We start from the raw sequence: 12,904 nt of genomic DNA on the forward strand, positions 1-12,904 counted from the left end.
CTAGAACAAGAAAACCCAGCAGCTGTCTCCAGCGCCGGGTTTTTTATTGCCTGATAATCAGACCGGCTGATTACGCCAGCAGGTTATAGACAAACACGATTGCCACGGCAATCGGCGTTACAAACCTGATCAGGTTGTACCACAGGCCAAAAGTGCCTTCCTGCAGGGCCAGGTCGCTCTTCAGGGATTCCTTGGCCACGAACCAACCTACAAAGATGGCCGTCAGTAGGCCGGAGAGCGGCAGCATGATGTTGGCAGTGAAGTAGTCCAGCAGATCGAAAATGGTCTTGCCTTCGAATGCAGCGAACATACCCAGCGGCGCCACGTCGGCCCACACGTTCAGGGACAGGATGGAGGCAATACCGAGCAACCAGCAGGCACCACCGGCAATCACGGCGCTACCCACACGGGCAAAGCTGGTTTTTTCCTCTACCCACTCAACCACCGGCTCCAGCAGTGAGATGCCGGATGTCCAGGCGGCGAACAGCAACAGTACGAAGAACAGGGTGCCGAACAGGGTACCCATGGGCATGTTACCGAACGCCAGTGGCAGGGTCTGGAAAATCAGGCCAGGGCCGGCACCGGCTTCAAGACCGTTGGCGAACACCACCGGGAAGATGGCCAGGCCCGCCAGCAGGGCTACAACCGTATCCATAATGGCAACGCTCACCGCCGTGCGGCCAATGGAGACATCGCGGCTGAGGTAAGAGCCGTAGGCCATCATGATGGCCATACCCAAGCTCAGGGTGAAGAATGCATGGCCCAGGGCCACCAGCACACCATTGACGGTCAGGGCGCTGAAATCCGGGTTAAACAGGAATGAAACCGCTTCGCCGAAATGCCCCGTGGTGGTGGCATAACCAACGACCATCAGCAGCAGAATAAACAACGCCGGCATCAGGATGGTGACCGCGCGCTCAAGACCGCCTTTCAGGCCACGGGCCACAACCAGCACGACCAGCGCCATAAAGATCGTATGCCAGAATAACAGCTTGGCCGGGCTGGCCAGCAGTCCGCCGAACATTTCACCCACGGAATCAGCGGTGCCGCCGGTAAAGTCACCCATCGCTGCGTGGCCGACATAAGACGCTGCCCAGCCACCGATCACAGAGTAGAACGACAGAATGATAAAGGCCGCCAGCATGCCTACGATGGCTGAGATACGCCAGCCAGACGACGCCAGGTTGCGCTCGGCCACCAGGCGGAAACTGGTGATCGGGTTGTGACGACCATTCCGGCCGATAAACACCTCGGCCATCATGATGGGAATACCGATGATGAAGATACAGAGCAGGTAAACCAGAACGAAGGCACCGCCGCCGTTCTCACCGGTGACATAAGGGAACTTCCAGACGTTACCGAGACCAACAGCAGAACCGGTTGCTGCCAGAATAAACGCGAACTTGGACGACCAGAGTCCGCGAGCCCCGATACCGCTGTCTGATGCGGAGTTGGACTGTGACATGAATTTTCTTCCTGTGCTTTTGGCTATAGGAAACTACGAATTGTGAGGGCGCCGAACCAATGGTTCAGGCCATTGGTGCGGGATTCTGCCAGCACTGGCGCGGTGATGCCAGTGCTGAAATGTTGTTCGGTGGTTTCTGTAGACCGCACAGATCCAACCGCGCAGAGCTAACTAGCCAGATTTACTGACAAACCGGGCAATCAGGTCCTTCAGGCCACGGGCCATGCCACTGAGCCGGTCGCTGCTGTCTTTAGCGGCTTCTGCCTGCTCGTCGCTCTGGTCAGCAAGGCCGGCGATGTTCACGATTTGCCGGTTGATCTCGTCCGATACCTGGCTTTGCTCCTCGAACGCGGCCGACATGGTAATGAAACTGTCGGAAATCGAATCCACCGAACCCACAATGGTTTGCAGGGATTCTGCCGCGCCCTGCACCCGGGCCAGCCCCTGGCTGGCGATTTCCTCACCAGAACGTACTGCCTGAATGGTTTCATCCACCTGGGCCCGAAACTGCTCAATCACCTCATGGATCTTGACAGTGGACTGCCGGGTTCTCTGGGCCAGGGAGCGCACTTCGTCGGCGACCACCGCAAAGCCTCTGCCTTGCTCGCCGGCGCGGGCCGCTTCAATGGCCGCGTTGAGAGCCAGCAGATTGGTCTGCTCGGCAATGTCCGAGATCAGGTCGGCCGCCTCTCCAATGGTGCGGGTGGATTCACCCAGACGACCCACAGATTCGCCAATGTCATTCACCTGCTGCACCAGCTGCTCGATCGCGGCAGTGGCCTCACCACTGCGCTGCCTGCCCTCATGGGCCAGCCGGTTGGCCTGCTCCGCCTCTTTCGCATTGTGGGTAACGGCTTCCGCCACTTCCTGAATGGACGCGGTCATTTCATTGATCGCCGAGGCGGTCTGGTCTGTCTCCGCCCGCTGCCGTGCAATGGCCGTTGCCCCCTCAGTAATGAAACCATGGGACGCCCGGGCCTGCTGCAGCAAATGCTCAGCCTGATCGTCAATTCGGGCCAGCGCTGTGCGAATGCGCGCTTCCTCACTGACCAGCACCAGGGCCAACCGCGACATCAGGCCATGCTCACCGCTGTATGTGCGGGCAACGATGGGGTCCTGGAAAGCATCGGGGCGCAAAGCGAGTAAACCTTTCAAACGATTGGAAATAGACCCGAACACCAGACTGAAGGCCAGACCATGCCCCACCAACACAACCAGCGCTGCCAGCCAGAGCGGTTCGAGTTGCATGGCACCCAAGGTGATTACCAGGGATAACAAAAACGGCCAGCCGGATCGGCCCATCGACATGGCCCGGTTACTGAACGATGACGACAACTTGCCTGCGGAAATACCGGCATAGAGTTTTTCAGCCCGAGCAATCTGGTCCCGAGTGGCCGCCACGCGCACGGATTCATAGCCCGCCATCTGGCCGCTCTCCCAGATGGGAGTGGCATAGGCACTGACCCAGTAATGATCTCCGTTCTTTGCCCGGTTCTTGACCACACCCATCCAGGCCTTGCCCGCTTTCAGATACTCCCACATGTCGGCGAACACCGCCGGCGGCATGTCCGGGTGGCGAATCAGATTATGCGCCTGGCCAATCAGTTCGTCCCTGGTGTAACCACTGATGGTTTCAAAATCGTCGTTGCAATAGGTAATCACGCCCTTGAGGGAGGTGGTGCTGATCAGACGCATACCTTCCGGTACGGTAATTTCGCGCTGGGTGACAGGTAGATTCTTGCGCATAGGGGGTCGATGTCCGTTAAACCGGGGAAATTATTTCAGGGCGCAAGCGTAAGTCTGGATGAATATCAAGGAAATATCTAATGAGTTACGCTACGTCACATTAATGTAACGGCACACAACCCGATATCTTGAAGACAAGGCTTGTCAGGGCCCGGCCAGGACCCTTGCCCGGGGATGAAAACGGGCATTCACCCACAGTGAAAACGCGATCACCGCACCGCCAAGCATAAGGCGCGTGAGGTCCGCATCCCGGTTCCAGATCAGCAGGTTCACCAGTAACCCGGCAGGCACCAGGGCATTGTTCATAATCGCCAGGGTGCCAGCATCTACCTCACAGGCACCGCGATTCCACAGGTATAGCCCGAGCCCCGAGGCTGCAAGCCCCAGCCAACCGAGAATGCCCCACTGAAGACTGGTCGTGGGTAGCTTTTCAGCATCACCGAATATCAGGAACGACGGCAAGGCGATCACCAGCGCCCCGAAAAAGAAGTAGCCGAAGGTACGGTAGCCCGGCAAGGCCAGGGCGTAGTGGCGCATCACGTGTTTGTAGCCCACTTGGCCGGCGGCAAAGGTGAAATTAGCCACTTGCAGTAACAAGAAGCCGGTAATGAAATCTTCACTCAGGCCATCGTAGCGAATAATCCCGGCGCCCAGCGTGGCGATGGCTGCCGCCAGCAAGGCCACCGGGGAGAACCGGCGAAACAGGGCATCGTCAATCAGCGTAACGTACAAAGGAGTAAAGATGGTGAACAGCAACACTTCAGGCACCGTGAGGTAACTGAACGAACGGTACAGGCAAAGGTAGGTAATACCGAACTGCAGCATGCCCGTAATCAGAATGCCAAGCTTCATGCCCCCAGGAACACCACGCCAGCGGGTGAAGGGCAGAAACACCAGGGCCGCCAGCAGCACACGGGTAAGCACGGCAAAATCGCTGTCTACCCGGCCAGCCAGGAACTCGCCGATCAAGCTGAACGAAAACGCCCACAGCGCCGTTACCAGAACCAGAAGAACCATACCACCACACCTGAGATAAACCGGACCGCTACTCTACCGTTTTTGCCGGCATTATCCAGTACAGAAGGCGGTGCAAACCCCTATAAGCTGCCCGACCGCCAATCGGGTACCATGTCCGCTTCTGACAGGTATAACCCTGACGAACCAACATCGAAACCAGCACCATGGACGAAAACCACCAACCGTTACCCGAAGCCCGACAGACCCTTGTTCGCCGCACGCTGGCGGAATGGAAAACCCTGGCCATTCTGGGCGGGCCGATCCTGATTGCCCAGGTGGCACAGATGGCCAATGGGGTTATTGATACCGTTATGGCGGGCCACGCCAGTGCTCAGGATCTGGCCGCGGTAGGCATTGGCAGCAGCCTGTGGATGCCACTGTTCCTGTTTTTCATGGGCATGCTGGGGGCTCTGCAACCGATCATTTCCGGCTACAACGGTGCCCGGCAGCACTCGAAGATCATGCCGGCCACCTGGCAGGGCATATACATCGCAGCCGGCGGCACGGTGATCATGGCGTTGTTGCTGACCAACGTACACCCGGTACTGGCGATGCTGAAGATGGATACAGAGACTGCCGGCATCACTCAGGGATACCTGAACGCCTTCGCCTGGGGCATTCCAGCCCTGCTTCTTATGAACGCTCTGCGGGGACTCACTGACGGCCTCGGCCACACCCGGGTAATCATGGCCTTCTCTGTACTCAGCACGCTGATCAACCTGCCGCTGAACTACATCTTCATTTACGGCAAGCTCGGCCTGCCCGCCATGGGCGGTGTGGGCTGCGGCTGGGCGACATCCCTGTCCAACGGGACCGCCGCCATTGCCTTACTGATCTACCTGAACCGGAGCCGTACCTTCCGCCAGTTTCACCTGCTGGCCGACTGGGTGAAGCCCAACTGGCGGGGAATTCGCTACATTCTGGGTATCGGCGTGCCGATTGGCTTCACCATTTTTGTCGAAGCCAGCATGTTTTCGGTCATTGCCCTGTTCCTGGCACCACTGGGGCCGGTGATTGTGGCCGGACATCAGATTGCGCTGAACGTGGTGTCGTTGTTGTTCATGCTACCGCTGAGCATAGGCATGGCACTGACGCTGCGGGTGAGCTTTCTAGTGGGTGCCCGGGCGCCGGATACCGCCCGGCTGATTTCCCGTAGCTCGCTCATCCTGGCCTCGGCAGTTGCCCTGATCTTTGCCAGTTTGCTGTTTGTGTTCTCCGCACAGATTGCCGCGCTCTACACCGGCGACCAGGCCGTGCGAGATGTCACCATTCGCCTGCTGGCGTTTGCCGCCATGTTCCAGGTTGCTGATGTGATTCAGGTAACCTGCATCAGTGCGCTCAGGGGCTATAAAGACACCCGCATTCCCATGTTCATTATGCTGTTTTCGTTCTGGGGGGTTGGCCTGCCGCTGGGCTACGTTCTGACCTTTACAGACCTGCTTTGGCCGGCGTTGGGAGCGGCGGGGTTCTGGGTGGGGCTGACGGCCGGGCTGACCTCCGCCAGTGTTTTGCTGGGTTGGCGATTGTTCCGCTACCGGCCCGGAAACCACCATCACGGCGAACCCGACAGCCGGACTTCAGTTCAAGCCGGTTCGGCCACCAGCTGAGTGTTCTTGTCCGCAAATACAATCCGATCCCGCCCGGTCTCCTTGGCCTGATACAACGCTTCATCAGCCCTCGCCAGCCAGCTCTCCACGCTCTCGCCGTGGCCCAGCAAGGCGACACCAAACGACGAAGTAACCGGGCCACCTGGGTACTTGAGATGCCTGCGCAACACCTGTTGCAGGTTGTTCATAACCGCCTGCAGGCTGGAACCATCCACACCGGGCAGCAATAACACAAACTCCTCACCGCCATAACGGAACAGCTGATCAGACTTTCGTGTGTTGTGTTCAATCAGCGCCACCAAATCCGTCAGCACATTGTCACCGACGCCATGACCATACACATCGTTGATTTTCTTGAAGTGGTCGATATCCAGCATCACCAGGGCATAGGGTAGCCCGGATCGCTCCGCATTGGCAGCAGCCGCATCCAGCTCCTCATCCATGGAGCGGCGGTTCTTGACACCGGTCAGCGGGTCAATGGTGGCCAGGTGTTCCAAGCGCTCACGCTGATCCTGGTTACGGTAGGCAAAGACATAAGCGCAGGCGCTGACCACCGTCGCCGTGGTCGCAAACGTCCACATCTGAACCGTTGAGCTGAACGCCGTTTCAATGGACATCAGCGCCAGAACGGATAGCAGGTTCAAAAAGGCCGCAAGTCGGCTCGATACCAGAAAGAAGGTTGTTACCAAGCAAGGGAATATCCAGAACAGACCCGCCTCACCCATCACCGCACCCACGGTGACCGCGCCCGCGCAGATGACAATCGCCAGGAACATGCCGCTGCGGTATGTGTCGCCTGTGAACCAGGCATAAGCAAGGCTGCCAACGATGCCAGACAGAATCCCGAGATCAACAAAACCGGCGAGCGGATTACCCTCGACAAATCGCAGGATCGCGAACGGCGTAATACCAATGATGGCGCTGATGCCAAGCAATGTGATGATCGATAATCGGAAATCGTTTTTTAGCCGATGAAACATTCAGAACGGGTCCGACTATGGTCTTAGTTTGTGCACAAGCTTAGCGTAAGCTATGAAAGGGGGCGCTACCGGGCTACGATTCTTAACAATTCTATCTCTGAACACGACACAACGTGACATGCATCACAAAAGTGCGTCGGTTAGTATTCTAAATACACAAGCCTATGCCGGTTTTGACGTCAGAATATTGAAAGAAGTATTCCGAAGAACAAGAATCGCTCTACGACACCTTGGGATATTCAAATTGGATTCACTCATACGCATCGCCCCTGGGGCATTGACCATTGGCCGTCCATTACCCTGGGATGTTTTCGACGCCGATGGTAACGTCTTGCTGCGTCAGGGCTATGTTATCCAGACCAATACCCAGCTGGAGCAATTGTTTGAGCGGGGCCGGTTCAAGCCCCGGAAAATCGAACGGAAAAAGGAAAAGATTCAGGAGGATCAACGGCAGCGTAACCCCTTCGCCGACTACGCTGACCTGCTGGCCACCCTGGAAGCAACCCGCAACGCCATCACCAGCGAAGATCCGTCTGCCCAGAAACGTTTGCTGGGGCTGGCGCGAATGTTGGAGCGGACCTGTCAGGAAGCCCCCGATGCCAGCCTGGCCCTGGTTCATCTTTACTCGATCGGCCCCACCATTCATGAACAGATTCTTTTCTACGGCATTCTGTGCCACTTCACGGCCAGGGAGTTTGGGCTTGATGAAAAACGAACCAGTGTGCTGACCGCCGCGGCCCTGACCGCCAACCTGGCACTGGTGCCGGTGGCCGATCAGCTAAATGCTTCCACCCGCGTGCTCACCGACGACCAGCGGGCGGTTATCCGCAAACACCCGCACCGCAGCATCCAGGCACTGACCTCCGCCGGCATTACCAATAAACTGTTGCTGAAAATCATCGCCCAGCACCACGAGCAGGCCGATGGCTCCGGCTATCCAGAAGGATTAAGTGGCACTGATATTCTGCCAGAAGCCGAAATTCTGGCTCTGTCAGAACGTTACGTGGCCATGATCACCAAACGAGCCTACCGCAACCGAATGACCATCACCGCTGCCCGCAAACTGATCGCCACCCTCGGCGACGGCAAAGTCCGCCCGGCCATTCCACGGTCACTGTTGCAAGTACTCGGCGAATACCCGCCAGGCATGCTGGTGCGGCTCGACAATAACGAAGTCGGTGTGGTGACCGGCCGCGCCGTCAGAGCCAGGGGACCGTTTGTCAAAGCTATTTTCGGGCCTCGGGGCAACCGCTACAGCGGCACGTTCGAGCGTGACACCAGCGTTCCCGAATACAACATCCAGGGCGCCGAAGAGCCGGAAGAAATGCCCTCCATGGATTTCAGCCTGCTCTGGGGCTTTCGCAACTGAAACCCGTGGAGCACAGCGAACTCATGCCAAACCCAATGCCCTGGCATGATGATTCAGGTGGTCGTCAATGAACGAGGCAATAAAGAAATAGCTGTGGTCGTACCCACGGTGCATTCGCAGGTTGATGTGGTGATGGAACTTCTCGCAGACATCCGCCAACGTTTCCGGGTTCAGCTGGGTTTCCAGAAACTCATCGGCCGTACCCTGGTCCACCAGTAGCGGCAGCCGCTCTTTTGCGGTCGGGATCAGGCAGGTAGCATCCCATTCTTCCCAGCGGCTCTGGTCTTCCCCAAGATAACCCTTCAGGGCTTTCTGCCCCCAGGGGCATGCCATCGGGTTGGCAATGGGCGCGAACGCCGATACCGATTTGTAATACCCCGGATTCTTCAGGGCACAAATCAAGGCTCCGTGGCCGCCCATGGAATGGCCGCTGACTGACCGTTCACTGCTGAGCGGCAACTCATTCTCGACCAGTTGGGGCAGTTCCTTCACCACATAATCGTGCATGCGGTAGTGGGGTGCCCAGGGCTGTTCTGTGGCATTCACATAAAAGCCCGCGCCACTGCCAAAATCATAACTGTCGTGCTCACCAGGCAGGTCCAGGCCCCGGGGGCTTGTATCCGGGCACACAATCGCCAGGCCCAGCCTGGCGGCCAGTTTCTGCGCACCGGCTTTCTGCATGAAATTCTGGTCGGTGCAGGTCAGCCCGGACAACCAGTACAGCACTGGCGCTGGTTTGCCTTTCTCGCCCAGAGCCGACGGCGGCAGAAACACCGCAAACTCCATGTCGCACTGGAGCGTGGCGGAAAAATGGCGATAGCGGCGGTGCTCGCCGTCAAAGCAAACGTTGGTGGCTAAGAGTTCCATAGTATTCCTGGCGATTGTGGGTGGAGAAGTCAGTCCTCAACGTTGGCAAAACGCTGTTTTTCGATGGTATTACCGGATTTCGCCAACTGGGACAGAATAGCTGTACGGGTGACAATTCCCACCAGTTTGCCATGATCAACCACCGGGTACACTTTCGGCTTGCCGGCCCCCAGATTCTGCGCCAGATCGATCACCGACATCTCTGGCGACACCGTCAGCGGTTTATGGAACATCACATCGTCCACAATGGGCTCGCCCTCGCTGTGATAGTTGCTCACCAGCAGCGAGTGAATGCAGTCCTGCTCCGACACAAAGCCCAGAACCTGGCGCTTTTCATCCACCACTGGCAAACCGGTGACATGGTTATCCAGTAACGCTTTAACAACCTTGGTCAGCGGTGTGCCGCAACGGATAGGCTCAATGTGATTCCACATGACTTCCGAGATTTTCAGTGAGCGCATAGGCAGCCCCTTTTCGGTTTTATTCAAGGCGCCGAAACTGGCACCGCAGTTACTCTAAACATAGGCAATGCTGGGCAAAATGGACAACTCTCAGGAGCAAAACGGTTTACACCACAAAATAGTCGACTAAACTCAACAAGTTATGCCCTCTGGGGCTCTAATCATATGACCCATCCGTGGTAAACAGTGGGAGAACCCATGGAAGCCATTTCTGATTTTGTGAGTCAAATCAACAGCCTGGTCTGGGGACCACCCATGCTGGTAATGATCCTCGGGGTCGGGCTGTTTCTCAGTATTGGCCTGAAGCTGATGCCGATCCTCAAACTGGGCGCCGGGTTCCGGCTGATGTGGAGCGGCCGTGCCCGCGGTGACGAGGACGACGGTGATATTCCGCCATTCCAGGCCCTGATGACCGCCCTGTCGGCCACCGTAGGCACCGGTAACATCGCAGGGGTTGCCACCGCCGTGTTCCTGGGCGGCCCGGGCGCCCTGTTCTGGATGTGGCTGACCGCCCTGGTGGGCATGGCCACCAAGTACGGCGAGGCGGTACTGGCGGTGCGCTATCGGGAAGTGGATGAGCGTGGCGCCCATGTCGGTGGCCCCATGTATTACATCCGCAATGGCCTGGGTAAGAAATGGGCCTGGCTTGGCGTGTTGTTCGCGGTGTTTGCGTCCATCGCGGCCTTTGGCATCGGCAACACGGTGCAGGCCAACTCGGTGGCAGATGTGTTGTCTGCCAACTTCGGCCTGCCCCACTGGATCACCGGTGTGCTGCTGATGATTATGGTGGGACTGGTGCTGATTGGCGGTATCAAGCGTATTGGCCAGGTAGCCAGCGCGCTGGTACCGTTTATGGCGGTGTCCTATGTGCTGGTTGGCCTGCTGGTTCTGGCCATCAATGCCAATGAGATTCCAGCAGCCGTGAGCATGGTGTTCAGCTACGCCTTCAGCCCGGCCGCAGCCGAGGGTGGTTTTGCCGGTGCCGCTGTCTGGGCGGCTATTCGCTTTGGTGTCGCCCGGGGCATCTTCTCCAACGAAGCGGGCCTGGGTTCCGCACCCATCGCCCACGCTGCCGCCCAGACCAAGAACCCGGTCAAACAGGGCATGGTGGCGATGCTCGGCACCTTCATCGATACCATCATCGTGTGCAGCATCACCGGCCTGGTGATTATCACCTCCGGCGCCTGGACTTCGGGTGAAACCGGTGCGGCCCTCACCTCCCTGGCCTTCGAGACCGGTCTGCCCGGCTTCGGCAACTACGTGGTAGCGATTGCCCTGGCGATTTTCGCCTTCACCACGATCATTGGCTGGTCATTCTATGGTGAACGCTGCATCGAGTTCCTGTTCGGTGTGAAGGCCATCGTGCCGTATCGGGTGTTGTGGATTGTCGCCATCCCCGTGGGTGCCACTATCAACCTGGGCTTTATCTGGCTGGTGGCCGACACCCTCAACGCCATGATGGCGCTGCCCAACCTGATTGCCCTGCTGTTACTCAGCCCGGTGGTGTTCAAGCTCACCCGGGAACACTTTGAGAAGCAGAAGGCCCTGGGGGTGAAATAAACAGTCGGTATGTCTGGTGCTCATAAGGATGTGAGCACACCGTTGATTGTTCCGGATCAAGCCCCCCTTGCATTCGGCACATCCATCGCCACAGTGGTTAACGTACACAAAAAATAACACCATGTTTGCCAACAACCTGTCTGAGGAGAACGACTATGAGTTTGCGTCTTGGAGACACTGCACCGGATTTTGAACAGGATTCCAGCGAAGGCACCATTCGATTCTATGACTGGCTTGGCGACAGCTGGGGGGTTCTGTTCTCGCACCCGGCCGACTTCACACCGGTATGCACCACGGAACTGGGCCTGACCGCCAAACTGAAAGACGAATTCGCCAAACGTGGTGTCAAGGCCATTGCCCTGAGTGTCGATCCAGTCGATTCCCACGAGGAATGGATCAAGGATATCAACGAAACCCAGGGCTGCACCGTCAACTTCCCGATCATTGCCGACCACGACAGCAAGGTCGCCAAGCTGTACGACATGATCCACCCGAACGCCGACAGCACCCTGACCGTGCGTTCACTGTTTATCATTGATCCGAACAAGAAGGTGCGCCTGATCATTACCTACCCGGCATCCACCGGTCGTAACTTCAACGAAGTGTTGCGAGTTATCGATTCCCTGCAACTTACCGATGACCACAAGGTGGCCACGCCCGGCAACTGGGAGAAAGGCGGCGATGTGGTGATTGTGCCGTCGCTGCAAGACGAAGATGAGATCAAACAGCGCTTCCCGAAGGGCTACAAGGCGGTGAAATCCTATCTGCGGATGACCCCGGACCCGTCGTCCAACTGGAGCGGTGATTGATTAGAGCCTTGCCGTAGAATATTGCACTCAATAAAAAGCCGGGCAGCTCACACTGCCCGGCTTTTTCATTCCTGGGTACCCCGATGTCAGAATGCGGGAACCACGGCACCTTCGTATTTTTCTTTGATGAACTCGCGAACCGCGTCTGATTTCAGCGCGTTGGCCAGTTTCTGCATGGCGTCGCTGTCCTTGTTGTCCGGGCGGGCAACCAGGATGTTCACGTAAGGGGACTCAGCACCTTCAATGACCATGGCATCTTCAGACGGGTTCAGGCCAGCTTCCAGCGCGTAGTTGGTGTTGATCAGGGCCATATCGACCTGGTTCAGGATACGCGGCAGGGTAGCGGCTTCCAGTTCGCGGAAGTTAAGGCGCTTGGGGTTGTCGGCAATGTCACGAGGTGTGGCGGTGATCTTGCTTTCGTCTTTCAGGGCAATCAGGCCAGCTTCCTGAAGCAGCAACAGGGCGCGGCCGCCGTTGGTGGGGTCGTTGGGGATGGCCACTACGGCGCGGTCTTTCAGTTCGTCGAGGGAGCTGATTTTGCTGGAGTAGGCGCCGAAGGGTTCAACGTGGATACCGGCAACGGTGACCAGATTGGTGCCACGGCCGCTGTTGAATTCGTCGAGGTACGGCTGGTGCTGGAAGAAGTTGGCGTCCATGCGCTTCTGATCAACCTGGATGTTGGGCTGCACGTAGTCGGTGAAGACTTTCACATCCAGCTCGACACCTTGCTCGGCCAGTGCCGGCTTCACAAATTCCAGCAGCTCAGCATGCGGGACCGGAGTGGCGGCTACGGACAGTTTCTCTGCAACAGCAGCAGAGGAGAAAGTTGCCACGGCAGCGATGGCTACCAGAGTTTTCTTCAAGTTCATCTAATCTCTCCTTAAAGCATTAATGCGTACATCATGTTCGGAAATACGGCCGGTGGCCGGATGGTCCTGCCGAAAAACGCCCGTGAATACATCCCTGTAGGGCTCCGTCGCGCCGTCCATGGCGCTCCAGGTTTTCGTCAGGACCATCCGGCCC

11 protein-coding genes are annotated in these 12,904 nt (G+C 57.6%); 4 read left to right on the forward strand and 7 right to left on the reverse strand.

The window, feature by feature from the left end:
* Positions 1-70: 70 nt before the first annotated feature.
* From ACTZWX_RS05640 to ACTZWX_RS05650, 3 genes are all read right to left on the reverse strand, one after another.
* On the reverse strand, positions 71-1,465 hold the full coding sequence (locus tag ACTZWX_RS05640; RefSeq protein ID WP_444713101.1) for a sodium-dependent transporter: 1,395 nt from the start codon (positions 1,463-1,465) through the stop codon (positions 71-73).
* A 171-nt stretch (positions 1,466-1,636) separates the two neighbouring features.
* Positions 1,637-3,211 (reverse strand): methyl-accepting chemotaxis protein, encoded by a 1,575-nt coding sequence (locus ACTZWX_RS05645; protein WP_444713102.1) that lies wholly within the window; start codon positions 3,209-3,211, stop codon positions 1,637-1,639.
* Between the two features lie 144 nt (positions 3,212-3,355).
* Entirely contained in the window at positions 3,356-4,228 is an 873-nt protein-coding gene (locus ACTZWX_RS05650) for a carboxylate/amino acid/amine transporter (RefSeq protein ID WP_444713103.1), read from the reverse strand.
* 164 nt (positions 4,229-4,392) lie between these two features.
* Between ACTZWX_RS05650 and ACTZWX_RS05655 the strand changes: the two genes are divergently transcribed.
* Positions 4,393-5,835 (forward strand): MATE family efflux transporter, encoded by a 1,443-nt coding sequence (locus ACTZWX_RS05655; RefSeq protein WP_444713104.1) that lies wholly within the window; start codon positions 4,393-4,395, stop codon positions 5,833-5,835.
* Here ACTZWX_RS05655 and ACTZWX_RS05660 read toward each other — a convergent pair.
* Complete coding sequence (locus ACTZWX_RS05660; RefSeq protein ID WP_444713105.1) at positions 5,811-6,815, reverse strand: GGDEF domain-containing protein; 1,005 nt, start codon at positions 6,813-6,815, stop codon at positions 5,811-5,813. The two genes, ACTZWX_RS05655 and ACTZWX_RS05660, sit on opposite strands and share 25 nt — an antisense overlap.
* 244 nt (positions 6,816-7,059) lie before the next feature.
* On the opposite strand from ACTZWX_RS05660, the gene ACTZWX_RS05665 reads away from it, so the two are divergent.
* On the forward strand, positions 7,060-8,184 hold the full coding sequence (locus tag ACTZWX_RS05665) for an HD-GYP domain-containing protein (RefSeq protein ID WP_444713106.1): 1,125 nt from the start codon (positions 7,060-7,062) through the stop codon (positions 8,182-8,184).
* Between the two features lie 21 nt (positions 8,185-8,205).
* On the opposite strand, the gene fghA is transcribed toward ACTZWX_RS05665, so the two are convergent.
* Together fghA and ACTZWX_RS05675 are read right to left on the reverse strand one after the other, a co-directional pair.
* Positions 8,206-9,051 carry an S-formylglutathione hydrolase gene (gene fghA / locus ACTZWX_RS05670; RefSeq protein ID WP_342631625.1) on the reverse strand — a complete coding sequence of 282 codons (846 nt, stop codon included), beginning with the start codon at positions 9,049-9,051 and terminating at the stop codon, positions 8,206-8,208.
* A 29-nt stretch (positions 9,052-9,080) separates the two neighbouring features.
* Positions 9,081-9,512 (reverse strand): CBS domain-containing protein, encoded by a 432-nt coding sequence (locus tag ACTZWX_RS05675; RefSeq protein ID WP_061331240.1) that lies wholly within the window; start codon positions 9,510-9,512, stop codon positions 9,081-9,083.
* A gap of 198 nt (positions 9,513-9,710) precedes the next feature.
* Here ACTZWX_RS05675 and ACTZWX_RS05680 point away from each other — a divergent pair, with 198 nt between their 5' ends.
* Positions 9,711-11,072, forward strand: a complete 1,362-nt coding sequence (locus tag ACTZWX_RS05680; protein ID WP_444713107.1) for an alanine/glycine:cation symporter family protein — start codon at positions 9,711-9,713, stop codon at positions 11,070-11,072.
* A 155-nt stretch (positions 11,073-11,227) separates the two neighbouring features.
* Positions 11,228-11,881 carry a peroxiredoxin gene (locus ACTZWX_RS05685; RefSeq protein WP_152437056.1) on the forward strand — a complete coding sequence of 218 codons (654 nt, stop codon included), beginning with the start codon at positions 11,228-11,230 and terminating at the stop codon, positions 11,879-11,881.
* A gap of 86 nt (positions 11,882-11,967) precedes the next feature.
* Here ACTZWX_RS05685 and ACTZWX_RS05690 read toward each other — a convergent pair whose 3' ends face one another.
* Positions 11,968-12,750, reverse strand: coding sequence for a MetQ/NlpA family ABC transporter substrate-binding protein (locus ACTZWX_RS05690; RefSeq protein WP_444713108.1), 783 nt, complete (start codon positions 12,748-12,750; stop codon positions 11,968-11,970).
* Positions 12,751-12,904: the final 154 nt, after the last annotated feature.

This window comes from Marinobacter sp. NSM (assembly GCF_052380025.1).
Lineage (GTDB): Bacteria > Pseudomonadota > Gammaproteobacteria > Pseudomonadales > Oleiphilaceae > Marinobacter.